The organism is Arthrobacter sp. UYCu723, from assembly GCF_054059215.1.
Window position 1 is genome coordinate 728,647 of sequence record NZ_JBSSBW010000001.1, and the last position, 25,782, is coordinate 754,428.

General features: G+C 65.7%; 22 protein-coding genes and 1 pseudogene. 8 read left to right on the forward strand and 15 right to left on the reverse strand.

Annotated elements, in window-relative coordinates:
* Positions 1-185: 185 nt before the first annotated feature.
* The 3 genes from ACVWZ8_RS03220 to ACVWZ8_RS03230 all read right to left on the reverse strand — a co-directional run bounded on the left by ACVWZ8_RS03220 (position 186) and on the right by ACVWZ8_RS03230 (position 3,122).
* A complete protein-coding gene (locus ACVWZ8_RS03220) occupies positions 186-1,040 on the reverse strand; it encodes a DUF3883 domain-containing protein (RefSeq protein WP_426976290.1) in 855 nt (284 codons plus the stop codon).
* A 211-nt stretch (positions 1,041-1,251) separates the two neighbouring features.
* On the reverse strand, positions 1,252-2,340 hold the full coding sequence (locus ACVWZ8_RS03225) for an adenosine deaminase (RefSeq protein WP_456503774.1): 1,089 nt from the start codon (positions 2,338-2,340) through the stop codon (positions 1,252-1,254).
* A gap of 197 nt (positions 2,341-2,537) precedes the next feature.
* Entirely contained in the window at positions 2,538-3,122 is a 585-nt protein-coding gene (locus ACVWZ8_RS03230; protein ID WP_426976288.1) for a hypothetical protein, read from the reverse strand.
* 146 nt (positions 3,123-3,268) lie between these two features.
* Here ACVWZ8_RS03230 and ACVWZ8_RS03235 point away from each other — a divergent pair, with 146 nt between their 5' ends.
* The 7 genes from ACVWZ8_RS03235 (at position 3,269) to ACVWZ8_RS03265 (ending at position 9,863) form a co-directional block, all read left to right on the forward strand.
* Positions 3,269-4,168, forward strand: coding sequence for an MSMEG_6728 family protein (locus tag ACVWZ8_RS03235; RefSeq protein ID WP_426976287.1), 900 nt, complete (start codon positions 3,269-3,271; stop codon positions 4,166-4,168).
* Positions 4,169-4,351: 183 nt separating this feature from the next.
* Positions 4,352-5,224 (forward strand): SDR family oxidoreductase, encoded by an 873-nt coding sequence (locus ACVWZ8_RS03240; RefSeq protein WP_456503775.1) that lies wholly within the window; start codon positions 4,352-4,354, stop codon positions 5,222-5,224.
* 41 nt (positions 5,225-5,265) lie between these two features.
* The gene (locus ACVWZ8_RS03245) at positions 5,266-5,655 is read left to right on the forward strand and encodes a DUF1622 domain-containing protein (RefSeq protein WP_426979817.1); all 390 of its coding nucleotides are present in this window, start codon (positions 5,266-5,268) and stop codon (positions 5,653-5,655) included.
* A gap of 41 nt (positions 5,656-5,696) precedes the next feature.
* Positions 5,697-6,485 (forward strand): isocitrate lyase/PEP mutase family protein, encoded by a 789-nt coding sequence (locus ACVWZ8_RS03250; RefSeq protein WP_426976285.1) that lies wholly within the window; start codon positions 5,697-5,699, stop codon positions 6,483-6,485.
* Between the two features lie 78 nt (positions 6,486-6,563).
* Complete coding sequence (locus tag ACVWZ8_RS03255) at positions 6,564-7,412, forward strand: YqjF family protein (RefSeq protein WP_456503776.1); 849 nt, start codon at positions 6,564-6,566, stop codon at positions 7,410-7,412.
* Positions 7,413-7,545: 133 nt separating this feature from the next.
* Positions 7,546-9,288 carry a DUF222 domain-containing protein gene (locus tag ACVWZ8_RS03260; protein WP_456503777.1) on the forward strand — a complete coding sequence of 581 codons (1,743 nt, stop codon included), beginning with the start codon at positions 7,546-7,548 and terminating at the stop codon, positions 9,286-9,288.
* A gap of 176 nt (positions 9,289-9,464) precedes the next feature.
* Positions 9,465-9,863 carry a VOC family protein gene (locus tag ACVWZ8_RS03265; RefSeq protein WP_456503778.1) on the forward strand — a complete coding sequence of 133 codons (399 nt, stop codon included), beginning with the start codon at positions 9,465-9,467 and terminating at the stop codon, positions 9,861-9,863.
* Positions 9,864-9,895: 32 nt separating this feature from the next.
* Here ACVWZ8_RS03265 and ACVWZ8_RS03270 read toward each other — a convergent pair.
* The 8 genes and pseudogenes from ACVWZ8_RS03270 to hisD form a co-directional block, all read right to left on the reverse strand.
* A pseudogene (locus ACVWZ8_RS03270) lies at positions 9,896-10,252 on the reverse strand (gamma-glutamyltransferase); the annotation flags it as partial.
* 114 nt (positions 10,253-10,366) lie between these two features.
* Positions 10,367-10,498: an MFS transporter small subunit gene (locus tag ACVWZ8_RS03275; RefSeq protein ID WP_456503779.1), complete on the reverse strand. Its 132-nt coding sequence runs from the start codon at positions 10,496-10,498 to the stop codon at positions 10,367-10,369.
* Position 10,499: 1 nt separating this feature from the next.
* Positions 10,500-11,894, reverse strand: a complete 1,395-nt coding sequence (locus ACVWZ8_RS03280) for an OFA family MFS transporter (protein WP_426976280.1) — start codon at positions 11,892-11,894, stop codon at positions 10,500-10,502.
* Between the two features lie 154 nt (positions 11,895-12,048).
* Positions 12,049-14,514, reverse strand: a complete 2,466-nt coding sequence (locus tag ACVWZ8_RS03285; protein ID WP_456503780.1) for a Tex family protein — start codon at positions 14,512-14,514, stop codon at positions 12,049-12,051.
* 110 nt (positions 14,515-14,624) lie between these two features.
* Positions 14,625-15,476 carry an amino acid ABC transporter ATP-binding protein gene (locus ACVWZ8_RS03290; protein WP_426976278.1) on the reverse strand — a complete coding sequence of 284 codons (852 nt, stop codon included), beginning with the start codon at positions 15,474-15,476 and terminating at the stop codon, positions 14,625-14,627.
* Positions 15,469-16,122, reverse strand: a complete 654-nt coding sequence (locus ACVWZ8_RS03295; RefSeq protein ID WP_426976277.1) for an amino acid ABC transporter permease — start codon at positions 16,120-16,122, stop codon at positions 15,469-15,471. The genes ACVWZ8_RS03290 and ACVWZ8_RS03295 overlap by 8 nt, the downstream gene beginning before the upstream one ends.
* An 89-nt stretch (positions 16,123-16,211) precedes the next feature.
* Complete coding sequence (locus ACVWZ8_RS03300) at positions 16,212-17,024, reverse strand: ABC transporter substrate-binding protein (RefSeq protein WP_426976276.1); 813 nt, start codon at positions 17,022-17,024, stop codon at positions 16,212-16,214.
* Between the two features lie 50 nt (positions 17,025-17,074).
* Positions 17,075-18,436 (reverse strand): histidinol dehydrogenase, encoded by a 1,362-nt coding sequence (hisD, locus tag ACVWZ8_RS03305; RefSeq protein ID WP_456503781.1) that lies wholly within the window; start codon positions 18,434-18,436, stop codon positions 17,075-17,077.
* A 303-nt stretch (positions 18,437-18,739) separates the two neighbouring features.
* Between hisD and ACVWZ8_RS03310 the strand changes: the two genes are divergently transcribed.
* A complete protein-coding gene (locus tag ACVWZ8_RS03310) occupies positions 18,740-22,450 on the forward strand; it encodes a TM0106 family RecB-like putative nuclease (protein ID WP_456503782.1) in 3,711 nt (1,236 codons plus the stop codon).
* A 101-nt stretch (positions 22,451-22,551) separates the two neighbouring features.
* On the opposite strand, the gene ACVWZ8_RS03315 is transcribed toward ACVWZ8_RS03310, so the two are convergent.
* From ACVWZ8_RS03315 to ACVWZ8_RS03330, 4 genes are all read right to left on the reverse strand, one after another.
* Complete coding sequence (locus ACVWZ8_RS03315) at positions 22,552-23,346, reverse strand: triose-phosphate isomerase family protein (protein ID WP_456503783.1); 795 nt, start codon at positions 23,344-23,346, stop codon at positions 22,552-22,554.
* 66 nt (positions 23,347-23,412) lie between these two features.
* Positions 23,413-24,762, reverse strand: a complete 1,350-nt coding sequence (locus ACVWZ8_RS03320) for an MFS transporter (RefSeq protein WP_426976271.1) — start codon at positions 24,760-24,762, stop codon at positions 23,413-23,415.
* Positions 24,763-24,853: 91 nt separating this feature from the next.
* Positions 24,854-24,982: a hypothetical protein gene (locus ACVWZ8_RS03325; protein WP_456503784.1), complete on the reverse strand. Its 129-nt coding sequence runs from the start codon at positions 24,980-24,982 to the stop codon at positions 24,854-24,856.
* A gap of 12 nt (positions 24,983-24,994) precedes the next feature.
* Positions 24,995-25,762: an SDR family NAD(P)-dependent oxidoreductase gene (locus tag ACVWZ8_RS03330; protein WP_456503785.1), complete on the reverse strand. Its 768-nt coding sequence runs from the start codon at positions 25,760-25,762 to the stop codon at positions 24,995-24,997.
* Positions 25,763-25,782: the final 20 nt, after the last annotated feature.

Genomic DNA, 25,782 nt, shown 5'->3' on the forward strand with positions numbered 1-25,782 from the left:
GCAATTGATCCACCTGCATTTTGCCAAGGATGTGGGAGTTTTCGCGAGTGGATGCGGTTAACTCTGCGTGTCGTGACCCACTATGACAGCCCAAACCGGAGTGCGCGGGGGATCAACGCACCGGTACCCGTGAGTAGCTTCGATCGTGAGAAGGCGACGGGCCCTTCGCCCCGGGGTGCTTCCGGTTACAGACCTACGACGGCGTGCTTGGGTAGTCCTTCATAGACAGTGGGTTCGAGGCGGCACGTGGCGTCAAGTTGACCCGCCAGGGAGTAAAGGCCTGGCCGGTTCTGGCCAAACTGGAAGACCCGGTACAGGTGGAACTGCCCGGCAGCTTCCTGGCTGAAGTCGAGTTCATTCCGGGTCACAAGGAACGGCCACTCTTTTCGTCTACGGGTGGTCTTGACTTCGATGAAGCGTTCTCGGCCATTTTCATCGAAGGAGAGCACGTCGTACCCCATGCCGTCGCCCTGGCTCTGGGAGACATGGTCGATTTTGGCAGCCAGTTTTGGTTTACCTGCCAATTCCAATCTGCGCGTTTCATAGCCGACGACGGCAAGCTCACCCGCCAGTCCCAGCTCCCTCTTATCCGCCTCCAGACGGACAAAATTCACCCTTCCGGCCCTGCGATGGAAGACCTTTTCCTCGAATTCCACGTCGGGGGCCGGCTCGAGATGCAGCAGTAGGTCAATCGCCGCCGGCAACGGCTCGTCCAACTTCTGGAGCATTAGCGCATCAAGGTCCGTCTCTTCCAAGCGGCGGCGGATTACTTCCCGGCGAAGGGATTCCTGGACGTTACGCCGCGGCTTGTAGCCGTCGATATAAAACGAATTCATGGATTCCAAGACCGCGCTGATGTTTGCATGCTTGAATTCAATGGAACCCTTACTCCGACCGATCGAGGCCTGGAGCTTCTTATTCTCTGCGCTCTTGTTGAATCCGCGGCCGAGCAACTCTTCCCTCAACATGCTGAAGTAGCTCTCGACAGTCAGTGCAATCTCAGCGTCCGTCCATGGTTTCCCGATTTCCCCCATCTGCATGAGGCCAGGCTATCCGGAATTCCTGGCGATCAGCGGTTCTTCGAGTTCGTGGTGCCCGTACAATTCATCAGCGGCTCTGAACATCAAGGAAGTCGAGCAGGCCTTGAACAATATCGTCCGTCAGTTCAGGGTCTGTTCCTTCAATGGAGCCGGTCCGCACCAGGTAGTGCTGCCCGTCCGGCGCCTGTGCATGCCTATCCTCAGCCCAGATTTAGTGCCCGGACGCCGCCAGCTCGGCCAGCAGTTCCGTCTTCCGTTCCTCGCTCGCGAAGGAGGAACGGATCGAGTTCGCCGCCATTCGCACGAAGTCGAACTCGGACAGCCCGATCACCGACTTCAGCTGCGCGAAGTTGTCGTCCACGTACCCGCCGAAATACGCCGGATCGTCCGAGTTCACGCTCACGTTCAGCCCGGCCGCGAGCATCGCCGGCAGCGGGTGCGCAGCCAGGGTGTCCACCGCCCTGAGCCGGACGTTGGACAGCGGGCACACGGTCAGCGGCATGAGCTCGTTCACCAGCCGCTCCACCAGCTCGGGGTCCTCCATGCACCGGATGCCGTGGTCGATCCGTTCCACACCCAGGATGTCCAGCGCGTCGATGATGTACGACGGCGGGCCCTCCTCGCCGGCGTGCGCAATCCGGTGCAGGCCGGCCTCCCTGGCACGGGCAAAAAGCCGCTCGAACTTCGCCGGCGGGTTGCCCACCTCGGCGGAATCCAGGCCGATTCCGGCGATCGGGGCTCCCATGGCGAGCAGCTGCTCCAGCACCTCCAGGGCGGATTCCTCGGCGAGGTCGCGCAGGAAGGCCGCGATCAGCAAGGTGGAGACGCCGAACTCCTCGCGGGAGGTCGACAGCACCGATGCCACTCCGTTGACGCAGGTCTCCAGCGAAATCCCGCGGGACAGGTGCGCCTGCGGGTCCAGCATGATCTCGGCATGCCTCACCCCGGCGAGCCCCGCCCGGGCCAGGTACGCCCGGGTCATGTCGGCGAAGTCCTGCTCGGTCTGCAGCACCGCCATGTTGGCGTAGTAGAGGTCCAGGAAGGACTGCAGGTCCGTGAACTCATAGCGCGAGCGCAGCTCGTCCAGGTCCGCATACGGCAGCTGGATCCCGTTGCGCTCGGCCAGCGCGAAAATCAGCTCGGGCTCCAGCGTTCCCTCAATGTGCACGTGCAGCTCCGCGACCGGAAGCACGCCGTTGACCCCCTCGGGGACTTCGACCGGCTCAGGCGCCGCTCCGCTGTCGGGGTCTGTCGCGGCCGCATCAGTGCCGGCGTCCGCGCCGCCGTCGTAAGGTTCCATCCGGCAAGGATATGCCCAGCGCAACCCTGTGGGGCGGACAGAGTCGGACCAATGCAAAGTGAACAGCATGCTGCCGATTTGCCCAGCAAAGGCGGGCGGCATCAGGCGGGCGGCTGACAACCCGCAGAAACGACGACGCCGGAGCGCGCCCTTGCGGGCGGGCCCCCGCGTCGGTTCGCCTTCTTGGTTGGACCGGCTCAGGCGGCGCGCGGAATTTCGCGGACGATCCGGACCTTCCAGGCGGCGTCGTCGCTGGTATCCAGCAGGGCCACGGTGCCCATGGCGAGGTGGAGAGCCACCCGCTTGGCACCAAGGAGTTCGAGGTAGAGGTTTTCGTTCATCCGGGCCGGCGCGTCAATGACGTACTTCACGGCGTCGCGGACCTTGCGGTAGTTGGCGCTCTGTTCCCGGTGCAGGTGCAATTCCAGCATCCGGCGCTGCCGGATCCGTGGTTCGTGGCGGTTGAGCCAGGACACCGCGGCGTGGACCGCCACCACGAGCGTCAGCGAGATGACGTAGATCTCCCAACCGCTGGAGAGCAGGAACAGCGGCAGGTTGGCGATCGCTACAACGGCGATGAAGAGGCGGAGCGCCAGCAGGCGACGCATGGTGAGTGCCACGGAAGCGATAGCCGCCCGGAAACCGTGCTGCTCTTTGCGGGCAGCCTCCGGGTCGATCGTGAACTCTTCCAGCACCAGAATCCCGTTGGCGTCCGGGCTGAGCAGTTGTCCGTACTTGGGCGCTATCAGCGCCGCAGATGTAGTTATTGATTTGTTCGACATGGGGCGTGCCTCCCGGGCGGCAGGGGTGTTTCGTGCTAGTTTACGCGCCGAAGCTGAGAGCCGCCTGTCCGGTTCCGAAATGTGAACACGCTCACCAGGAAGCCTCTGCAATTGGTGCATTTGGTCCGGGGCCTCAAACTGGAGAGATGCAGACCTTTCTCCCCTTCCCGGATTTCCAGCAGAGCGCCGCGGTACTGGACCGCGAGCGGCTCGGCAAGCAGCGCATCGAAGCGTTGCAGATCCTGCGTGCGCTGGTGATCCCGGAGTATGGCTGGCAGTCGCACCCGGCCATCCGGATGTGGATGGGGTACGTTCCGGCGCTGACGCTCTACGGCCTGTCAGTGGTGGACGAATGGACGGCCCGCGGCGGCGAGGACACCACCCGGGACAAGATCATGGAGTTCGCGCCCCAGGCAGCCCACCCCGACTACGCCGCCAAGATCCCCATGCCGCAGTGGCTCGGCGATCCCGAGCTGCACCTGAGCCACCGCTCCAAGCTGATCGCCAAGGATCCGCGCTTCTACACGCCCTTGTTCCCCGGTACGGAAGCGGACCTGGAGTACGTCTGGCCCGAGCCGAAGCTCGAGCTGCTGCCGGAGGATCCTTCCGGCGAGCGTATCTGGGTACTCCGACTGCCGCTCGGCGACACCGCGCCCGAGCAGCTGAAGACCGTCAGCCTGCCGCCGGTGGGACGTGCGAAGACTACCTCCGAGGAGGAGGACTACCAGTTCGTGTACGCGGACTCGGGCGCCCGCCGCCCGGCCAAGGTACGCAAGCTGCCGCCGAAGCAGCTCGTCAAGAAGCCCACGCGCAAGCGGCAGCAACAGGAAGAGGCGTTCAAGACCCTCCCGGGCAACTCCGTGGTCGCCATCCCGGTCCATGGCGGCAGTTCCTTCGCGATAGGCAAGGTCCTGGGCCGTCCGATCACCGTGGACGGCCAGTTCGCACGCAACTTCCAGGTCGACGAGATCCTGGACCGCTCGGCCTTTGACTACCCGGCTCTGCTGCAGGATCCGCGGGCCTTCTTCCCGATTCCCGCAAGGTAACCAGCACAAGAACGCCCGACGCCGGTCCGGCGTCGGGCGTCAGGCCCCAGATCCAACGTCGGGCGGCCGGCTGCGGCGAGGAGTGCGGCGGAGGCAAGGCAGCACCCCGGTGGAAGACAAGATCACTTCAAGATTCGCTCAAGCCCGCCAGTGGTGCTTCTCAAACACTGGCAGACTGGGCCTATGACTGTTCTGCTGGCCGGTTGCGGCGATCTGGGGACCGAGGCCGGGTTGCTTTTTGCAGCGGCCGGCCACCGCGTGGTGGGCTGGCGGCGCTCGCCGGAGAAACTGCCGGCGGAGATCGAAGGCGCCGCGGCTGACTTGAGCTCCGGCGTACTGCCGCCCATCCCGGCGGATACCACCGCCGTCGTCGTCGCGATTGCGGCGGACTCCCCCACGGAGGATGCCTACCGGGCCGCCTATGTGGGCGGGCTGTCGAACGTGCTCGACGCGGTGCTGGCCTCCGGGGCCGGCATCCGCCGGGTCCTGTTTGTCTCCTCCACCGCGGTCTACGGCGACGCTGGCGGCGGCTGGATTGATGAACGCACGACGCCGGAACCCGGCGGGTTCTCGGGTCGAACCCTCCGCGAGGCGGAGGAACTGCTCTACCGCCGCCTGCGCGGCACCGGCGTCACCCCCGTGGTGCTGCGGCTTGGCGGGATCTACGGGCCGGGCCGGACCCGGCTGATCGACCAGGTGCGCGGCGGAGCGGCCGTGATTCCGGCCGAACCGCGCTTCACCAACCGCATCCACCGCGACGACGCCGCCGCCGCAATCGTCCAGCTGTGCACCATGGACGCAGTTCCCGGGCCTGTGTATCTGGGCGTCGACAACGAACCAGCCGAGCTGGGAGAGGTGCTGAGCTTCCTGGCGGCCGAGCTGGGACTCCTCCGGCCGGCGTCGTCCTCTGCTGACCCCGGCGGAGAGCCATCGCGCGGCGGCAACAAACGCTGCAGCAATGCGCTGCTCCGGGCCACCGGTTTCGAATTCCGGTACCCGAGTTTCCGCGAAGGCTACCGGGACGTTCTCGCCGGCGTCGGTGTGCGGCACCCCTAAGACCTGCGTTGGACATCACTGCCTACTTCTCCGGGGGACCCATGGATTTTCAGCACATTATTGAGACGGTCGGACGCTTCATGGACTTCGCCGGCGTGGCCGTTATGGTGGTCGGCGCTGTCGTGTCCATCCCGATGGCGTTGCGCGGGTTCCAGCCACGGCGCCTGCCTGCTGGATCCGAACCGCTCTCCATCTACCGCTCCTACCGACAGCTGCTGGGCCGCTCGATCCTGCTGGGGCTGGAGCTGCTGGTCGCGGCCGACATCATCCGGACCGTCGCCGTCACGCCAACGTTCGAGAGCGTGGGGGTGCTCGCCATTATCGTGCTCATCCGGACGTTCCTGAGCTTCTCGCTCGAGCTGGAAATCACGGGGCGTTGGCCGTGGCAGAAGCAGCCCGCGGGTTCCTCCGCCGCGTCAGCTGCGGGCTGAGAACCCTTTCGGGTGTCGCAGGCTCCGGCTAGGCTCGGGAAATGACTGAAAACGCCAATTCCCTTGCCGCCAAAGCCACTGAATTGCTCCGCCTCCACCAAGCACCCGAAATCCTGCAGGTCATCAACGTCTGGGACGCCATTTCCACGAAGGTGGTCGCCGACGTGCCAGGCATCGCTGCCCTGGCCACGGCCAGCCATTCGATCGCCGCTTCGCGCGGCTATCCGGACGGCGAGAAAATTCCGGTCACAGAAATGATCGACGCCGTCCGGCGGATCGCGGCCTCGACGTCGCTGCCGGTCAGTGCCGACCTCGAATCGGGCTACGGGAACCCTGGCGAGACGGTGCGCAAAGCGATTGGAGTTGGCATTGTCGGCGCCAACATCGAGGACCAGATGCGTCCGCCCGGCGATGCCGTGGAGCAGATGCGGGCCGCGGCCCGCGCAGCCGAAGCCGAGGGCATCGACTTCGTGCTCAACGCCCGCACCGACGCCTTCTTGAAGGGCAAGGACCGGGACCCCTCCGCGGTGCTTGCCGATGCCATTGAGCGGGGCCGTGCCTTCCTCGACGTAGGGGCGACGACCGTGTTTGTGCCGGGTCTGTTGGACGAGGCCACCGTCACCGCACTGGTGGAGGGTATCGGCTGGAACAAGATTTCGGTCATCAACGGGCCCGGTTCCCTGGCCCCGGCAAAACTTCAGGAACTTGGTGTGGCCCGCATTTCATACGGCCCATGGACCCAGCGCGTGGCGCTGACCGCCTTGGCCGATGCCACGGCGGAGCTGCTGGCCGGCGGGGCCCTGCCGGAAGGAACCCGGCCGCTGAACTGACGGGCGAGGGCTCCGAAACCAATGGACTCCGCGTCTATTGGGCTCCCGGAGCCTTCTCACCATGCCGACCGAAGCGGGATGATCCGAATTGGCGTAGATCCTTGGCCGGATGCACCCGAACTTCCGACGCCCATCATCATGTACCAGCGGTGGATGGACGCCGTCTTCCTGCATTGGCGCATCCCTGAGGCCGTGGCGGCGTCGTTCATGCCGCAGGGCGTCGTGCCGGACGTCTTCGACGGATCCGCCTGGGTGGGGCTGATCGGCTTCCGCATGCAGGGTGCTGGACTTGGTCGCGGTCCTGGTATCCCGTATTTCGGGAGCTTCAACGAGATCAACGTGCGCCTCTACTCCCGGGAGCCGGACGGCACCCGTGGTGTAGTTTTCCTGAGCCTGGATGCTTCGCGCTTGGCTGTGGTGCTGGCCGCGCGGGCGGCCGGGATTCCCTATGTGTGGTCGCGTGCGAGCTTCCTTGGTGCGGATTCATTGGATCCCAATGGCCGCACCGCCGTCGCCGGGACCGCCGGAGCCGAAGGGTCCGCCGGGTCCGCCGGGTCTGCCGAGCCCAAAACGACCGCTGGGTCGGCCGGTACCGCTCGGTCGGCTGGGTATTCGGTGCGCCGGTTCCGGGGCGGCGCCCGGAGCGATTTCGCGGTAGCCGCAGAGCTCGACGTCGAAGCCGCCGATCCGCTGTCGATCCATCTCACGGCCCGGTTCGGACTGCATACCCGGTTCAGGGGCCGGACCCTATATGTCCCCAACGCGCACAGTCCGTGGACGCTGTACCGGGCGCAAGTGACTCTGCTTGGGGACGAGCTGGTGGGCGCTGCTGGCCTCAATGTCGCAGGACCACCGGAGTCGGTGTTGTATTCGCCGGGGGTCCGCACACAGTTTGGCCCGCCGCGGGTCTTGGATCGCGCGTCCTGAATACTGCCTCCTGACTTCTGCCTCCTGAATTCTGCTTCCTGAATTCTGCCGGACGGCAAGGAATGGGCGGCCGCACCGGCCGCCACCCATGAGCGGGGCTAATAATGTCGTACCCCCTTGGTTGAGTTGGGTTATGGAAGCCGTCAGGGATTTCATTCCTTTCCAGGACGCGGACCGGGGCGCAGCCCCGGTCCCGCGGCCCGGCGTGGACGGCGCCCTGGCGATGCTGCAGGACGTGGGTTCGACGGCGGTGCAGGACGCGGCGGCCTGGGGATTCCAGGCCGCGTCGGATTTCGCCGGCCGGGTGGAGGAACTCTCGCGGACGGTGGAGTATCTGCAGCTCGTGGCCGCCGCCGCCGTGGACCGGACCCGGAAACAGGCCGCCGCCGCGGCCTCGGCCGTCACTGTCGGCGGCTCGTGGACCACCGGCTGGCGGGACAGCCCCGGCGGCTGGGAGACCACGGAGACCTCCGTGGCCGCGGATCCTGCCGGGACCACGGAAGTGCCCGCGTCGGCTGCGGCGGCCGCGGATGACGCGTCAGCCGTGGCGGCGGTGGATGACGTTTACAAGAATACCGAGGAGTTCCTGCGGGCCAGGCTGCGGATCGGGGCGTCCGAGGCCCGGCGCCGGCTCTGCCTCGCCCGGGGACTGCTGCCCCGCCAGGGACTCACCGGCCTGCCCCAGCCCCCGGTCCACGCGGAGCTCGGCGCCGCCGTCGCCGCCGGAGAGATCGCGTCCCGGTCCGCGAGCATCATCACCGCGGCCCAGGACCGGGTCCGGCACCTCTGCGACGCCGAGGCCGCCGGCCGGATGGAACACGCCCTGACCCGCACCGCGGCAGAGCACGATCCGGACTTCCTGGTCCGCGTCGCCCGGGGCTGGACCGAGGCCCTGGACCAGGACGGCGCCGAGCCCTCCGAGGAACTCCTCCGCCAGCTCCAGGGCGCCTTCATCCGCCCGCCCCGTCACGGCCTCCAGCACCTCGAGATCTTCGCGACCACCGAACAGTTCGAACACCTCCTCACCGTCATGAACACCGCCACCAACCCCCGCACCACCGCCACCGCCCCGGCTTCCGCCGGAACGGATGTCGCGTCCGCGGCAGACGGTGAGGAGTCCGGGCTCAGCCCTGCCGCAGGTGAGACCGACCGTGGTTCGAGTGCTGCCGGCGCTGGAGCTGCCGGGGGTGTTTCGGCGGCCGGTGCTGGGACTGCTGGTGTTTCGGCGGCTGCCGGTGTCCCTGGGGATGCCCCCGCAGCCGCCGGTCCGGTAGAGGACCCCGCGCTGCCGGGCCTGGACCTCCGCTCGCGGCCGCAGAAGCTGCTCGACGGCCTGGTCGGTGCCTGCAAGGTCGCACTCGCCGCCGGATCGCTGCCCGCCGCCGGTGGGCTCCGCCCCCAGGTCATGGTCACCATCGACTACCGGGACCTGCTCACCCGGCTTCAGGACTCCACATGCGCCTCGGCAGACACCGGACAGCCGGGGGCGGGCACCGGGTCGCTGCTGTTCACCGGGCCCGTCACCGCCTCCACCGTCCGCAAGATCGCCTGCGACGCGGACATCATCCCGGTCCTGCTCGGCGGCGACGGCCGGATCCTGGACATCGGCCGGGCTTCCAGGATCTTCCCGCCGCACATCCGCAAAGCCCTCACCGCCCGCGACCAGGGTTGCGCCTTCCCCGGCTGCACCATCCCCGCACCCTGGTGCGAGGCCCACCACATCAGCTACTGGTCCCGTGGCGGGACCACGGGAACAGAAAACGGGGTCCTGCTCTGTTCCCACCACCACCATCTGATCCACAAGGAACAATGGACCATTCGGCTCACGACCGGGATTCCCTGGTTCATCCCGCCACCACACCTGGACCCCCGTTAACGCCCCCGCCGCAACCACTATTTCCGTCCCGCAGAGCCAGGCACGGCCGCATGACAGCGGTGCCTCCTGACCCGGTGCGGCGGGCCCCGGCAGCGCCCCAGCGAGCCTCCAAACCTGCAGCGGAATCTGCCACGATCTAACTACCCGCAAACACGCTGCGAACGAGGAGGCCGAACATGCTCAACCGCTATTACGTCAATCCGATCCTCCCGGCAAAGGACGGAGACCGCGCCCGGAGCTTCTACCGTGACGTCCTCGGCGTGGATCTTCTCACTGGCCCCACGGACGACCCCATGGTGTTCGGCGCCGCGGGAGGCTCGAGCATCGCCCTCAGCGAGATGCCGGACCGCGTTCCGCCGCCATACCCTGTGGGCAGCTTTATGGTCACCGGCATCGAGGAGCTCGTTGAGTCGCTGAAGGCCCGGGGCGCGACGTTTCAGCCGCTCTCAGCCGCCAGCTTCGCCGGCGTGGAGGGGAAGGCGGTCGGAGACGTCATGGACTTCGGCCAGGCCAAGTCGGCCTTCCTGAAAGATCCGGAAGGCAACCTGATTGCGCTCAACGAGTTCATTGGCTGAGCGTCCTGGTACGGTCGGGCGCTTCCAGCCGGCTACCGCCCCGCGGCGTACCCCTGCGCGCCCCTCGGATTGGCGGCTGCCTGCAGGACCCCGGTTTCGGGATCCCGCAAGACGGCGGAGAGCCGCCCGAGCGCCCAGTCGCCAGCCCGGGTCACAACGTGCCCGCGGCGCTCCAGCCCCGCGATGACGTCCTCACCGAGCCGGTCCTCGACGACGGCGCCGCCTGGTTCCCAGGCGGGCGGCCAGAACGAGCCGGGCATCGACGTCGTATGGAACGTCGGTGCGTCGATCGCCTGCTGTGGCGAGTACCCGCCCACGATGGTGCGCAGCAGGTGCGGCAATTGCCTTTGGTCCTGCTGGTCGCCGCCGGGCGAACCCATCGCGTGGACGCGCTCATCCCGAACGTGCCTTGCAGCGTGGGACGGGTGGTGAACGGCTCCGGGCGCGTGAACGGCACAGGAGCCGGGCGGCGCGAGCGGCCAAGGACACCTGTCACCACGGTGTCAGCCAACCAAGGCTGCCACCCGGGTGAGCGTCTCGTACACGCCGTAGGCGAGCGGCACCCCTACCAGGGCCCACGCGGTGGTCAACTTTCCGGTGGACGGTTTTCCGGGTGATTCGTTTGCTGCACTCATCTCAAGCCTCCAGGGCGGGTTCTTCGGACCGGACGCGGTCGGGACGGGGTTCGTGGAAGCCCGCATCCACCGGCTTGACCAGGAGGTTGGCCACGAAGCCGATCACCAGCAGCCCCACCATGGTCAACAGTGCGGGCTGGTAGGACGCGGCGTTCAACTGCCCCGGCTTGCCCTGGGCGTCCAGGAAAGCGTTTACGATCAGTGGTCCGGCGATACCGGCCGCGGACCAGGCCGTCAGGAGCCGGCCGTGGATGGCCCCCACCTGGAAGGTGCCGAAGAGGTCGCGCAGGTAGGCCGGGACGGTCGAGAAGCCGCCGCCGTAGAAGGAGATGATCACAAACGCCAGGAGCACGTAGAGGGCCGTGGTTGTGGACCCGGCCAGCGCCAGCACGGTGTAGAGCACGGCACCGACGCCGAGGTACACCATGTAGATGCGCTTGCGGCCGGTCGCGTCCGAGGTCGCGGACCAGGCGAAGCGGCCGGCCATGTTGCCGATGGAGAGCAGCCCGACGAAGCCGGCGGCGACGCCGGCGCTGACCAGGGACACGCCGTCGGACTGGCGGAAGAAGTCCTGGATCATCGGCGCGGCCTGTTCCAGGATGCCGATTCCCGCCGTGACGTTGCAGAACAAGGCGATCCAGACGAGCCAGAACTGCTTGGTCTTGACCGCGTTCTTGGCCGAGACGTTGTCCGTGGTGACGAGTTTGGAGGCCTTGACCCTGGACTGGTCGAAGCCGGCCGGTTTCCAGCCCTCGGCGGGGACCTTGATGGTGAAGGCGCCGAAGAGCATGTAGGCCAAATAGACGGCGGCGAGGGTCAGGAAGAGCTTGCCCACCGAGTCGCCGCTGGCCACCCAGCCCTTGGCGCCGGAGTTGGGATCGTACATCTTGAGCAGTGCCGTAGAGACCGGGCTGGCGATCAGCGCGCCGCCACCGAAGCCCATGATGGCCATGCCCGTGGCCAGTCCTGGACGGTCGGGGAACCATTTGATCAGGGTCGAAACCGGGGAAATGTAGCCGATGCCCAGGCCGATCCCGCCGACGAAGCCGTAACCGAGGTAGACGAGCCAGAGCTGGCCGCTGAAGATGCCGAAGGAGCCGATCAGGAAGCCGCTCGCCCAGAACACGGCCGAGGTGAACATCGCCTGGCGCGGGCCTTTCCTATCCACCCAGGTGCCCATGATGGCAGCCGAAAGGCCCAACATCACGATCGCGATGGAAAAGATCACGCCGATCTCCGTCAGGCTGGCGCCGAAGTGCTTCACCAGCGCCGTCTTGTACACACTCGTCGCGTACGCCTGGCCGATGCACAGATGCACAGCGAGCGCTGCGGGAGGCACCAGCCACCGGTTGAATCCCGGTGGGGCGATAGTTCGTTCGCGATCCAGCCAGCCCATAATTGTTCCCCTTGCTCGTCAACGACATCGATGTCCAGCGACACAGAGGCGAACGGCCTGTATTTGGGCCGTTCGCCTCCGGCAAGCATGGTGCAGATCGTCAGCAAACGTACTAGTTATGCGCCAAGCGGTAGCTTTTCGGCGATATGCGGTTCTACTTGCCGAGTCCCGCCTTCCGGAGAGCCTCTGCCATCGCCGTGTTGGCCGAAGCCGGTGCGGGCCGAGTCTGCCTGGCTGCCGCCTGCTGCTTGGCGGGCGCCTGCTGCTTGGCGGGCGTCTGCTGTTTGGCGGGCGCCTGCGGCCGCCCGCTCGCGCGGCCCCCCGAAGAAGGTGCGCTGCCTCCGGTAGAAGGTGCGGTGCCGCCGGAAGCTGCCGGTTCGTCGTCGAGCCTCAAGGTCAGCGAGATGCGCTTCCGTTCCGGATCCGCCTCCAGCACCTTGACCCGTACCACCTGCCCGGACTTGACCACCTCGCGGGGGTCGGAGACGAAGCGGTTGGCCAGCGCGGACACATGCACCAGCCCGTCCTGGTGCACGCCGACGTCGACAAACGCGCCGAATGCCGCCACGTTGGTCACCGTGCCCTCCAGCACCATGCCGGGCCTGAGGTCGGAGATCTTCTCGATCCCTTCCGAGAACGTTGCGGCCGCGAAAGCCGGACGCGGGTCCCGGCCCGGCTTCTCGAGCTCGGCGATGATGTCCTGCACGGTGGGCAGCCCGAAGGTGCCGTCCACGAAGTCCTGCGGGTTCAGCGCCGCGTATTTCTCCCCCAGGGGGCGGTTCTTTGCCGCGGCTTTGATCTTCCGGGCCACCGGGTAGGCCTCCGGGTGCACGCTGGAGGCGTCCAGCGGCTCCGCTCCCCCGCTGATCCGCAGGAAGCCGGCGCACTGCTCGAACGCCTTGGCGCCGAGCCGAGGCACCTTCTTCAGCTCGCTGCGCTTGTTGAAGGGGCCGTGCTCGTTCCGGTACGCCACGATGTTCTCGCTCAGCAAGGGTCCGACGCCGGCCACGCGGCTCAGCAGCGCGGGCGACGCGGTGTTGACGTCCACACCCACGGCGTTCACGCAGTCCTCGACCACGGCGTCGAGGCTGCGGTCCAGCTTCGCGGCCGTGACGTCGTGCTGGTACTGCCCGACGCCGATCGATTTCGGCTCGATCTTCACGAGCTCCGCGAGCGGGTCCTGCAGGCGCCGGGCGATCGAGACGGCACCGCGCAGGGACACGTCCATGCCGGGCAGTTCCGCGGCGGCGAGCGCCGACGCCGAATACACCGAGGCGCCGGCCTCGGACACCACGATTTTCTGCGGTTTGGCGCCCAGGTTGGCGGAGTCCGATCCCGTGCCGAGCTGTTTCAGCAGCTCGGCGGCGAGCTTGTCCGTCTCCCGGGAGGCCGTGCCGTTGCCGATCGCCACGAGTTCGACGCCGTGCTTCTTGGCCAGGCCGACGAGGGTCCGCAGCGCCTCGTCCCATTTCCGGGCCGGGGCGTGCGGGTAGACGGTGTCCGTCGCGACCACTTTGCCGGTGCCGTCCACCACGGCGACCTTCACTCCGGTCCGCAGTCCCGGGTCGAGGCCCAGGGTGGCACGGTTCCCGGCGGGGGCCGCCAGCAGAACGTCGCGCAGGTTGGCGGCGAACACGCGCACGGCCTCGTCCTCTGCGGCGGCAAACATCCGGCTGCGCAGATCAGCAGTCAGCCGGGCCAGCACCCGTGAGCGCCAGGCCAGCTGCGCGGTCTGCAACAGCCAAGCGTCGGCGGGCCGGCCGCGGTCGGCAACCCCGAGGCACCTGGCCACGGCGGCCTCGTACCGGCCGCGCGCGGCGGTGAGGGCGGCGTCGTCGTTCGGTTCGGCTTCGGCGAGGTCCAGCTCCAGCACGCCATCCTTCTCGCCGCGCAACAGCGCTAGAACCCGGTGCGAGGGCATCCCGGAGGGCGACTGGGAGAACTCGAAGTAGTCCTTGAACTTCTGGCCCTCGGCGTCCTTGCCCTTCTTGACCCGGGACACCATCCGGCCCTGTGTCCAGAGCCGCTCCCGCAGGGTCGCGGCCAGGTCGGCATCCTGCGCGACCCGTTCCACCAGGATGGAACGGGCACCCGCGAGCGCCGCAGCCGGGTCCCCGATCGAATGTTCGGCGTTGAGGTACTTGGCCGCTTCGCGCTCCGGATCCAGTTCGGGCCGCTTCAGCAGGGCGTCGGCGAGCGGCTCCAACCCGGCCTCGCGGGCGATCTGGGCCTTGGTACGCCGCTTGGTCTTGAACGGGAGGTAGATGTCCTCGAGTCGGGATTTGGTGTCGGCGCCGACGACGGCGGCCTGCAGCTCCGGGGTCAGCTGGCCCTGCGCGGCGATCGCTTCGAGAATGGTCCCGCGGCGGTCCTCGAGTTCGCGCAGGTAGCGCAGCCGCTCCTCGAGCTCGCGGAGTTGCGTGTCATCCAGCGTGCCGGTGGCTTCCTTGCGGTACCGGGCGATGAAGGGCACGGTGGACCCGGCGTCGAGCAGGTCAACGGCCGCCTTCACCTGCCAGGCCTTGACGCCGAGCTCGGCTGCGATCTGTGTGTGGATCGCTGAATCCGGGGTTGCTGGGGAAGTGTGAGGGCGCTGCGGGTTTTGAGTCACCCACAACATTTTGCCTCACCGGGCCGCCGACGGCTGCATGGCCGGCCACCAATTGGGTCTACCAAGCCCGCGACATAAGTGATGCAGTGGCAGCCCAGTAGGCCGTCGTTCGTCTTGGGTCAGCTGTCCGTAGACTCCCTGGGGATCATTCCCGAGCGGCTGAGGAGAGCCTTGGTCTTGGCATGTTGCGGGTGGGTGAAGATGGCTTCCGGCGGCCCCTGCTCGACGATAACGCCCTGGTCCATCACCACGATACGGTCCGCAATTTCCCTGGCGAACTGCATTTCATGGGTGACGATGACCATGGTTGTTCCCTGCTGTGCGATTTTCTTGATCACCGCAAGGACCTCCCCCACCAGCTCGGGGTCCAGCGCGGACGTCGGTTCGTCGAAGAGCATGACGCTGGGCTCCATGGCCAGGGCACGCGCAATGGCGACGCGCTGCTTTTGACCGCCGGAAAGCTTGCTCGGATAGTTTTCCATCTTGTCTCCGAGCCCCACCAATTCCAACGTGGGTATGGCGATTTCCCGGGCTTCCGCCGCCGACATTTTCTTGACGTCGCGGAGCGGAGCCATGACGTTGCCGAGTGCGGTCTTGTTCAGGAACAGGTTGAACTGCTGGAAGACCATTCCGATATCGGTGCGCTTTTTCGCGGTGATGGACGCTTTCTCGCTGATCAGTTCCCCGTCCTTCTCCTCGTAGCCGATGAGGTGTCCGTTGACATAGATTCTCCCGGCCTCGATGGTTTCGAGCTTGTTGATGCAGCGTAAAAGCGTGCTCTTGCCTGATCCGCTGGAGCCAAGAATGGCGACGGTTTCGCCGCGGTGGACTGTTAGATCGACGCCCTTGAGTACCTCGACTCGTTTCTGCACGTGGGCCCGGCCGGTAAGTCGGCTCCACAGTGAAGGCTTCGTTTCGGAAACGAAGGTTTTGTGTACGTCGCGAACGTTGATGATGGTGTCGTCAACCACTGGAGCGCGCCTTTCGTTCAAGCACTACCACGACGCGCGAGAGTGGGAGGCTAATTATCAGATACAGAATGGCCGCGGCGGTGTAAATGGCCGTGGTTTGAAACGTCTGGCTGTTGAGGATATTGGCCGTCTTCAGGATTTCCGTAACTGCGATTACCGAGGTGAGGGCAGTGTCCTTGATCATGGCGATGAAGTAATTTCCGATCGGTCCCATGGAGACGACGAACGACTGGGGAATCACGACCTTCCACAGTGTCTTGGTTGGCGTGTATCCGAGCGACAGCGCGGCCTCGGTCTGGCCGTGCTCCACCGACAGGATGGCAGACCGGAACACCTCCGACAGATAGGCCGCATAGTTGAGCCCGAGGCCCAGGATGCCGGCCGGGACCGGCTCGATTTCGATTCCGACACTCGGCAGCACGAAGAAGATGTAAACCAACTGCACCAGCAGAGGGGTTCCCCTGATGACCTCGAGGTAGAAGGTGGCGATGCCGCGAAGGATTTTAATGCTTGAGATTCGCGCCAGGGCGATCAGCAGTCCCAAGACAAGGGCCAGCAACATGGCTCCAAGCGCCAATTGCACAACAACGGGTACAGCGACAAGTAGTGCCGGGAATACGGCGAGGGTGTTATTTATGAAGTCCATGACGGGATCCCTAGCTTCGGGGCGGGCATGGCCGGCGGCGGCTGTCGGCGTCGTTATTCCGTCAGACTGGCCGCCGGCTGTGCGTGGATCTACTTGGCCGCGTTGGCTTCGGTCAGGCCGTACTTCTTGAGGATCTCAAGGTACTTCGGTGATTTCTTCAGGTCTGCCAGTCCGGAATTGAGGTCTTTCAGCAACTGGGTATCGTCCTTGCGGACTCCGGCACCGATGATGCCTGGGTAGAACGGCGTGTACGGCGTCACAAGCTTCAGCTTCGGATTCGGTTTCTGCACGAGACTGTACCCAATAACTGCACTGTCCGTGAATACAGCGTCAACCTGCTTGTTCTCAACCGCTGCAAGCAAAGCCGCCTGGGAATCGAAGAGCTTCACCTGGCTTCCGCCGAGGCTGTCGACGAGGTCCTTGAACACGGTACCGGTCTGGGCGCCGAGCACCTTCCCCTTGACGTCATCCCGGGAGGCGAGAGTGGAATCCGCCGGAACCACCATTGCCTCGCCCTCGGTGTACCAGGGGTCAGTGAAATCAATCTGTTTCTTTCGGTCATCCGTGATGTACATGGCATCGACGATGGCGTCGGCTTTCTTCGCTGAAAGTGCGGCGATCAGCGTGGCGAACTCGGACGTGAAGACTTTGACCTTCCATCCCTTGCTGGCGGCAATTTCGTTCATCATCTCGCCGTCAATTCCCTTGAGTTCCCCGGTTGCCTGATCGGTAAACGAGAAGGGGGCGTCATTGGACGTGGCGATGGTGACCGTCTTCTGTTCCCCGCCGCCGCCCCCGCCGGTGGATGAACCGGAGCCACACGCCGACAGCGCCAGGACAGCCACGACGCCCATGGGTAGCAGAGCCCTGAGGCGCTTGCTCAGTTTGATCGAACTTTTCATCTTGGTGCCTTTGATAGAGGGGGACGGTACTAGCGGTTGAAACGATTGAGTCAGAGCGTCGCCGTGGCTTTGTGGGCTTCCATGCCCTCGAAAGCGGAAATCTCTGAAACGTACTGGGCCAGTTGCGGAGTAGCCTCCCTCTCGACCCGCTGGAACGTCAGCGGCTTGAGAAACCTGGCTACGGATAGACCGGCCGAGGACCGTGCGCCGCCACCGGTGGGCAGCACGTGGTTGGTGCCGGAGATGCCCTTGTCCGAGTACGCGACGGTGGACCATGGCCCTAGGAAAATGGAGCCATAGTTCTTGAGGTTCTCGTGGTAATAGTTGTCATCGACGGTCTGGATTTCCAGATGCTCCGGAGCCAGCAGATCCATGATTTCCACGGCCGTTTCCCGATCGTCGGCAACGTATACCGTTCCAAAATCGCGCCAAGCCGGACCGGCGATGTCCCGGGTGGCCAGCGTTTCCAGTTGCTTTTCGATGTGGCTGATGACTTCCCGACCCAGGGACGCCGATGTGGTGACCAGGGATGCCGGTGACTGCGGACCATGTTCGGCCTGGCCCAGCAGGTCTGCTGCAACGAGTTCCGGATCCGCGGATTCGTCAGCGATTACGGCGACCTCGGACGGCCCTGCGAGAAGATCGATGCCCACCCTGCCGAAGAGCTGGCGCTTGGCCTCCGTAACGTAGGCGTTACCGGCTCCGACGAGGATGTCCACGGGTTGCCCGCCGAGCAGTCCAAATGCCATGGCGGCCAGTGCCTGCACGCCGCCGATGGCGAATGCCCTGTCAACCCGTGCAAGGTAGGCGGCGTGCAGAACAGCGGGGTGCCCGCCGGTTGGACTGGTGGGCGGAGTGCACGCGATGACGCTGGGAACGCCCGCCGCTTTGGCGACACCCACGGTCATGAAGGCGCTTGCGAGGATGGGGAAGCGCCCGGCAGGAAGGTAGGCGCCAACCCGGGGAACAGGGATGTACTTCTGACCTGCCACGACGCCCGGCAGGACTTCCGTCTCGAAGTCCGTCAGGTGTTTTCGTTGCTCGAGCGCAAACAGTCGGGTGCGCTCCGCGCTGGCGCCGAGTGCTTCACGGAGTGCAGGGGGGAGCTGGTCACCGGTTTGAGCCAATTCAGCCTGGCTGATCTCGACGTCGGTGCCCGCCCAGCCGTCCAGCATCCGCGAGTATTTAAGAACGGCGTCCATGCCGTTCTTCTCGATGTCCGCGAGCATTTCGGAAACGGATTGAATGACTTCCGGAATACGTTGAGCAGCGACGCCCCCGATTTCGGGTTCCTTAAGCGCAGTGAAATTGCCCCGGATAAATGCCCTGTCGGCCTCGCCGATCCACATCACGAAAACCTGTTCTTGGGTTGTGCACAGGACAACCTTGAGTATTACGATGCACCTATACATGGCCATGCGCAATACACCGAGATGTCAGGATTGCGGGCTTCCCTGACGGGCCCGGCACGGCTCCCGTGCGAGCCATCCCGCCGCCCCTACCTCCGCGTCTGTCCGCATCCCTGCTTGAGCCCCTGCCCATGCCTGCGCGTCTGTGCGCCCTGCGCACGCCTGGAGTCGGAGCACGGCCGGCGGTCAAATTGTCGGCGGGCTTTGATAGCTTGGCAATAGGACTTCAACGGCGCCGCGGGCCAAAACAACGCGGGCCAAAACAACGGGGGCCAAAACAACGCGGGCCAAAACAACGGGGGCACAGTGTTTCTTCTTGAACCGGAAGTTCCGGACCTGGCACAGGATCTGGTCTTTTCCGCGAGCGATCTCGTCATTGCGGCCACGTGTGAGTACCAGCTGCTGCGGAAGCTCGACGAAAAACTGGGCCGGTCCCCCAAGGCCGAATTCGATACCGACGAGATGCTGGTACGCACAGCCAAGCTCGGCGATATCCACGAGCACAAGGTCCTGGACAAGTTCCTGGGCCAGTTCGGTGCCTGGAATCCAGCTACGGGCCGTGGCGTGTACGACGTCCCTGCGGCTGCTGACATGGACCGGGCCACGCTGTTGGCGAAACATGCGGAATCCATCGAGGCGCTGCGCGCCGGAGCCGACGTCGTGTTCCAGGCGGCCTTCTTTGACGGCCGTTTCCACGGGCGTTCCGATTTCCTCGTCAAGCAGGATGACGGCAGCTACGCCGTGTACGACGCCAAACTGGCCCGGCATGCAAAGGTGACCGCGCTGCTCCAGCTGGCTGCGTATGGCGACCAGCTGCTGCAGGCCGGCATCACCCCGGACCCGGAGGTGACGCTCATCCTCGGTGCCACGTTGGCTGTGGCTGGCGGCGGCTTCGATTACGTCAGGAGCAGCCATAAACTCGCGGACATCCTGCCGGTGTTCCGGGAGCGGCGGGACCGGTTCCTCGCGCTGACGGCAGCCGACCGCGATCAGGCCGACACGGTGAGCTGGGGCGCGTCCGGCGTCATGGCCTGCGGTCGGTGTGACTACTGCAAGGAGCAGGTGAAGGCGACCGACGACCTCCTGCTCGTGGCACGGATGAACTCCGCTCAGCGCAAGAAACTCCACGCGCAAGGCATCTTCACGGTCAAGCAGTTGGCTGACGCCAGCCTGCCCTGGGCCAACGCATCACTTCTGCGGATGCAGGACCAGGCCCGGATGCAAAGCGGCGCAGGCGCCGCCGAGTGGTCCGTCAGCTACGTCAAGGACGGCGAACAGCACAGCATCAGCTACCGGGTCATTGCGGAAAATACCTTGGCAGAACTCCCCACGCCCAGCGAAGGCGACATCTTCTTCGACTTCGAAGGTGATCCGCTGTGGCAGGAAAGTTCCACCGGAACCTGGGGAATCGAGTACCTGTTCGGAGTCATTGAGCCCCCGCTTCAACGTGGCGGGCACACCGTGTTCAGGCCCTTCTGGGCACACAGCCGGGACGCGGAGAAACAGGCCTTCCTCGATTTCCTGGACTACGTGCAGGACCGAAGGCGCCGGTACCCGGACATGCACGTGTACCACTACGCCGCCTACGAGAAAACTGCCCTCCGGAAACTGTCTGTCATGCATGTGGCGGGCGAGGACACCGTGGACCAGTGGTTGCGCGAAGGCGTTCTGGTGGACCTCTACCAGACCGTGCGGAACAGCATCCGAATCTCCGAGAACTCCTACAGCATCAAGAAGCTCGAACCTCTGTACATGGGCAGCAATCTCCGTTCCGGTGATGTGAAAGACGCCGGTGCCTCTGTGGTTGCCTACGCCGATTACTGCGAGGCCCGCGACGCCGGGCTGGCCGAGGACGCAGCGGCCATCCTCGCCGGAATCTCCGATTACAACGAGTACGACTGCCTTTCCACGCTCGAGCTCCGGGACTGGCTGCTCCGGCTGGCGGACGAGCGCGGCATCGGGACCGGGCCCGGTCAAGGACGGCACGGCGAGGGGACGGGCGGGGCGCCACAAAATCTGCGGGGTGTGCCAGCCGAACGGGAGGAAAGTGCCCCGGTCCGACCGTCCGAACGCGTCATCAGGGCTTTTCTGCACCGTGCGGCAGAGTCCCGTACTGCAGCCCAAGCGGCCCGGGATCCGGGCGACGCCGTCGGCCCGGATCCCGACATACAGGCCGTCGCGATGGTGGACGCGGCCGTGAACTACCACCGTCGCGAGCGCAAGGCCTTTTGGTGGGCCCACTTTGACCGCTGTGAAAACGGACCCGACACTCACCAGCAGGACCGCAACGTCTTTCTGGTGGAGGAGGCCAGGATCCTGGAGGACTGGTGGAAGGACGGCGCCAAGCTTTCGGAGCGGAAGGTACGGCTGACCGGGGCTGTGAGCGCCGGCTCGGACCTCCGCGAGGGCAGTACGTGGTTCCGGATGTATGACCGCCCGCTTCCGGAAGGGCTGGAGGGCACGGGCAAGGACGGCACCGGACGCAACGGATGGTTCGGCACGGAAATCCTGGAACTCGACCACGAGGATGGCAAGGACACCGTGGTCATCCGGGACAAGCTCCGCCGAAACATCGAGCCGTATGACCACCTTCCCATTGCCCTCACCGAGGACCAGCCCATCCCGACCAAGAGCCTCGAGCAGGCGCTGGCGGTGCTGGCTGACGAGGTTGCTGCGGGGCTGCCCGGCGGAACGTCAGGCTCGCCAGGAAAACCGACCTTCAGTAAGCATCCGGCGCTGGATCTTGTCCGCCGGATTCCGCCTCGGCTGCTGACGGGCGCTTCCCTCCCCGTCCCGGACGACCGCCCGGACCGCTTCATTGACGCCATCACAGCAGCCGTCGAAGCCCTGGATCACTCATACCTGGCGGTCCAGGGACCGCCAGGTACCGGCAAGACGCACGTTGGTTCGCATGTCATTGCGAGGCTCGTGGACCGGGGCTGGAAGGTCGGCGTCGTGGCCCAGTCCCACGCGGTAGTGGAGAACCTGCTTCGGACTGCGGTGGCCAAGGCGGGCGTGGATCCGCGCCGGGTCGCCAAGGATGTGAAGCACAACGAATCCCTGCCGTGGGATCACCGCGCTGCCGCCGACGTCGACCGGCTGCTCAGCACTCCGGGCGGCGCCCTGGTGGGCGGCACAGCCTGGACCATGACCGGTGCCACTGTGCCTCCCGGCGCGCTGGATCTGCTCGTGATTGACGAGGCCGGCCAGTTCTCTTTGGCCAACACGCTGGCTGTGGCCCAAGCCAGCCCGCGGCTGCTGCTGCTCGGCGATCCGCAGCAACTTCCTCAGGTCAGCCAGGGCACGCATCCCGAACCCGTCAATGAGTCCGCCCTGGGCTGGATCTCCGCCGGCCACGCCACGCTTCCGCCCGAGCTCGGGTATTTCCTGGCTGACTCGTGGCGCATGACCTCCGAACTGTGCCGGGCCGTTTCCGAGCTCTCCTATGAGGGCAGGCTGCGGTCAGCCCCCGCCGCGGACCTGCGCCGCCTGGACGGAGTTCCTGCCGGCATAGAAACCGTCCTGGTGGAGCACCGCGGCAACATCAGGTCCTCCCCCGAGGAGGCAGCCGAAGTGGTGCACCAGGTCAACAGGCACCTGGGGCTTGCATGGCACGACGAATCCGGGAACCGTCCGCTGGGGGCACAGGACATCCTGGTGGTGGCCGCCTACAACGCGCAAGTGAACCTGATCCGTGATGCCCTGGACGGCGCGGGCCATGCGGCGGTTCGTGTCGGGACCGTGGACAAGTTCCAGGGACAGGAGGCGGTGGTGGTGATTGTGTCCATGGCCTGTTCAGCGGTGGCCGAGGCCCCGCGCGGCATGGAGTTCCTGCTCTCGCGCAACCGGATCAACGTGGCGGTGTCCCGCGGGCAGTGGCGCGCCGTAATAATCCGTGCCCGGGAACTGACCAACTACCTCCCCACGCACCCGGAAGGCCTGGAACAGCTGGGCGGCTTCATCGGGCTGTGCCAGCGGTCTGTGGCCATCCGGCCCGTGGGACATGCCCATTCTTAAACGCGGACGGTGGGCAAAATGGCGTTCTGCCCACTGTTCCCGGCCGCGGCTGGACATGTCCAGTGGTGACGGCGCCAGCCATGAAGGCCTGGCGGCTGGCCCTAGTTCTGGTTGGCGGCTGCAATCAGGAGTGCCTCGTCCAGCACTGTGCCGAAGTTCGCGGGGTCGTGCGCAAAACGGCCCAGGAACAGGCCGGAGACACCCTCGAGGGTCGGCAGCAGTCCAGGCTTGGCCGAACCGCCGTAGATGACCGGCAGCTCCCGCAGCCCGGCGGCGGCGAGCTGTCCGCGGAGCCGTTGGACGACGTCGGACACGTACGCCGCGCCGGCGGGTTCCGCCGCACCGATGGCCCAGACGGGTTCGTAGGCGATGGTGAGCCGGCCGGCGAGGTCCCAGTCGCCGTCGACGGCCAACTCGATCTGGCGGTACACAAAGTCCGCGGCGGCCGCCGGCTGCCCGCCGTCGCGCTCCCCCACGCACAGCAGCGGCGTGAGCCCGGCGTCATCCGCCGCCCGGACCTTGAGGGCAACCATGGCATCGTCTTCGCCGAAGTGCCGCCGGCGTTCGGCGTGGCCGATTTCCACGAGCCGGACCCCGAGTTCCGCGAGCATCGACGGGGCCACCTCCCCGGTCCACGGGCCGTCCGCCCAGCCGCAGTTCTGGGCGCCGAGCAGCAGCGGCGAATCTCCCAGGAGCCGGGCCGCCGCGGGCAGGACGGGGAAGGACGGGATGACAAACGGGACAACCCGCCCGGCCGCGAGGGCCGGACGGGTGTCCACTTCGTGCCGCAGCCGCTCCAGCCAGTCCAGACTGTCCCGGTAGCCCAGGTACATCTTGGTGCTGACCCCCACAAGGATGCGGGTGCTGGGGGTATGGCTGGCTGGAGTCTGCTGCATTGTTGGTGCTTTCTGCTGGACTGCTGGGCTGAGCTATCGGGCAGCCCGTGGGCCTGACGGGTTGGGTTACTGCTCCAGGAGTTCGTCGGCCTTGTTCTTGAACCGGCGGGTGGCGAACATCATGGCCGCGGCCAGGAACGGGAGCACGCCCAGCGCGTAGACGCCCATGGTACCGGTATCGGATGCGGTCATCTGATTCACGGACGTCCGCAGGATCGGGGCCACAAAACCGCCCAGGTTGCCGAGCGAGTTGATCAGGCCGATGCCCGCAGCCGCGGCCGTACCGGTGAGGAACGCCGTCGGGTAGGACCAGGCGATGGGGCCGATGGAGAGGAAGCTACACACGGCGAGGGTGATGAAAATGATGCCGAGTGCCGGGATGTGGTTCGCGCCGGCCCAGGCGGAGCCGAAGATGCAGAGCCCGGTGGAGATGAACAGCCCGGTGCCCCAGACCCGGCGGCGGACCACGGTGTTGGCGGCCTTGCCGATGAAGTAGCAGGCGAAGATGCCGAAGAACCACGGGATGGCTGCCATCAGGCCGACGGCGAAGCCCACCTTCTGGCCGGTCAGCTGGGCCACCTGCTGCGGCAGGTAGAACGTGACGCCGTAGACGGCGATCTGGAGGCAGAAGTAGATGACGGTGAAGTACCAGACCTTGCCGTTCTTCATGGCGGCGAGCACGCCGCGCGGGCCGGACTCTTCCTTGACGGTGTCCTCCAGTGCCATGACCTCCAGGAGTGCGTTCTTCTCGTCCTTGCTCAGGAACTTGGCGTCCTGCGGGCTGTTGATCAGGAAGAAGTACGCGGCAACACCGGCGACGACCGCCAGCATGCCTTCAACGAAGAACATGACCTGCCAGCCCTGGACTCCGGGCACCTGGTCGCCGATGTTGATCAGCCAGCCGGACAGCGGGGCGCCCATCATCTGGGAGAACGGCTGGGCCAGGTAGAAGATGGCGAACATCTTGACGCGGACCTTGTTGGGGAACCAGGCGGCAAGGAACATGATGACGCCCGGGAACAGCCCGGCCTCGGTGACACCCAGCAGGAACCGCAGGATGATGAACGACGTCTCGCCCTGGACGAAGGCGAAGCACGCGGACACGATGCCCCAGGTGATGGCGATGCGGGCCAGCCACACCTTTGCGCCGAACTTGGTCAGCAGCAGGTTGCTGGGGATCTCGAACAGGGCGTAGCCGATGAAGAAGATCCCGGCGCCCAGGGCGTAGGCGCCGGCGGTGATGCCCTTGTCCACTCCCAGGGCCGCTTCGGCGAAGCCCACATTGGTGCGGTCCAGGAAGGCCACCACATAGAGGATCACCAGCATGGGCATAAGCCGGCGGGATGCCTTGGATATGGCCGATTTCAGTACCGGCGTATCCAGGAGGTCCCTGGTGGACGTTGTTGCTACGGACATCAAAACTCCTCATTGAGTGAATCAGGTGAGTAGATCAGGTGGGGCAGAACGGGTGGGTAGGACAGGTGCGTTGAACAGGCAGTGATTTTCTCTAGCGTGAAAAAGCGATGATCATTATCCCGGCCAGGCAGGCCAGGATCCCGACGGCGAGGTAGATCTTCCGTCCCTTGCTCCACGACGCGAAGCCGGAGGCAGCGGGCGGTTGGGTGTGTTGGGCCACGATTCTTCTTCCTTAGTGCATGTAGAGTCCGCCATCCACATTCAGCGTCTGGCCGGAGATGTACCCGGCGTCCTCGCTGATGAGGAAGGCGATGGCTGCTGCGATGTCCCGGGTGGAGCCAACGCGGTTGACCACGAGGTCTTTGGTGAGTTCGTCCTTGCGTTCCTCGCTGAGGGTGCCGCCCATGATGTCGGTGTCGATGGGGCCCGGCGAGATGGCGTTGACGGTGATGTCGTACTCGCCCAGTTCGCGGGCCGTTGCACGGGTCAGGCCGATCACGCCCGCTTTCGCCACCGAGTACGGCGTCTTGGAGAACGTGCCGCCGCCGCGCTGGGCGGAGACGGAGGAGATGTTCACGATGCGCCCGATCCTGTTCTTCACCATGGATTCTGCGACACGGCGGGTGGCGTAGTGGACCCCGTTGAGGTTGATGTTCAGCACGCGGTCCCATTCGGCGGCGTCGAGCTCAAGGTAGGGAACCGGGGAGCTGACGCCGGCCACGTTGGCGAGCGCCACGATCTGCGGCAGTTCGGCCTCGATCGCATCGATCGCTGCACGGACCGAGCCTTCGTCGGAAACGTTGGCGCCGGCGCCGAAGGCCTTGACGCCGTGTTCGGCGGCGAGTTCCTTGGCTGCGGACTTGCACAGGGCGTCATCGAGATCGATGATGCCGATGTTCCAGCCCTGCGCCGCCAGGTAGTTGGCGGTGGCGCGGCCGATGCCTCGCTCGGACACGGCGCCGGTGATGATCGCCGTGCGTCCTGCGGGGAAAGTGCTCATGGGAATGCTCCTGAAAGGTG

Excerpts from the sequence above, each read along its gene's own strand:
- ACVWZ8_RS03220 (WP_426976290.1), bottom strand. The coding sequence starts at position 1,040 with ATGCAGATGGGGGAAATCGGGAAACCATGGACGGACGCTGAGATTGCA.
- ACVWZ8_RS03225 (WP_456503774.1), bottom strand. The coding sequence starts at position 2,340 with ATGGAACCTTACGACGGCGGCGCGGACGCCGGCACTGATGCGGCCGCG.
- ACVWZ8_RS03230 (WP_426976288.1), bottom strand. The coding sequence starts at position 3,122 with ATGTCGAACAAATCAATAACTACATCTGCGGCGCTGATAGCGCCCAAG.
- ACVWZ8_RS03235 (WP_426976287.1), top strand. The coding sequence starts at position 3,269 with ATGCAGACCTTTCTCCCCTTCCCGGATTTCCAGCAGAGCGCCGCGGTA.
- ACVWZ8_RS03240 (WP_456503775.1), top strand. The coding sequence starts at position 4,352 with ATGACTGTTCTGCTGGCCGGTTGCGGCGATCTGGGGACCGAGGCCGGG.
- ACVWZ8_RS03245 (WP_426979817.1), top strand. The coding sequence starts at position 5,266 with ATGGATTTTCAGCACATTATTGAGACGGTCGGACGCTTCATGGACTTC.
- ACVWZ8_RS03250 (WP_426976285.1), top strand. The coding sequence starts at position 5,697 with ATGACTGAAAACGCCAATTCCCTTGCCGCCAAAGCCACTGAATTGCTC.
- ACVWZ8_RS03255 (WP_456503776.1), top strand. The coding sequence starts at position 6,564 with ATGATCCGAATTGGCGTAGATCCTTGGCCGGATGCACCCGAACTTCCG.
- ACVWZ8_RS03260 (WP_456503777.1), top strand. The coding sequence starts at position 7,546 with ATGGAAGCCGTCAGGGATTTCATTCCTTTCCAGGACGCGGACCGGGGC.
- ACVWZ8_RS03265 (WP_456503778.1), top strand. The coding sequence starts at position 9,465 with ATGCTCAACCGCTATTACGTCAATCCGATCCTCCCGGCAAAGGACGGA.
- ACVWZ8_RS03275 (WP_456503779.1), bottom strand. The coding sequence starts at position 10,498 with ATGAGTGCAGCAAACGAATCACCCGGAAAACCGTCCACCGGAAAGTTG.
- ACVWZ8_RS03280 (WP_426976280.1), bottom strand. The coding sequence starts at position 11,894 with ATGGGCTGGCTGGATCGCGAACGAACTATCGCCCCACCGGGATTCAAC.
- ACVWZ8_RS03285 (WP_456503780.1), bottom strand. The coding sequence starts at position 14,514 with ATGTTGTGGGTGACTCAAAACCCGCAGCGCCCTCACACTTCCCCAGCA.
- ACVWZ8_RS03295 (WP_426976277.1), bottom strand. The coding sequence starts at position 16,122 with ATGGACTTCATAAATAACACCCTCGCCGTATTCCCGGCACTACTTGTC.
- ACVWZ8_RS03300 (WP_426976276.1), bottom strand. The coding sequence starts at position 17,024 with ATGAAAAGTTCGATCAAACTGAGCAAGCGCCTCAGGGCTCTGCTACCC.
- hisD (WP_456503781.1), bottom strand. The coding sequence starts at position 18,436 with ATGTATAGGTGCATCGTAATACTCAAGGTTGTCCTGTGCACAACCCAA.
- ACVWZ8_RS03315 (WP_456503783.1), bottom strand. The coding sequence starts at position 23,346 with ATGCAGCAGACTCCAGCCAGCCATACCCCCAGCACCCGCATCCTTGTG.
- ACVWZ8_RS03320 (WP_426976271.1), bottom strand. The coding sequence starts at position 24,762 with ATGTCCGTAGCAACAACGTCCACCAGGGACCTCCTGGATACGCCGGTA.
- ACVWZ8_RS03330 (WP_456503785.1), bottom strand. The coding sequence starts at position 25,762 with ATGAGCACTTTCCCCGCAGGACGCACGGCGATCATCACCGGCGCCGTG.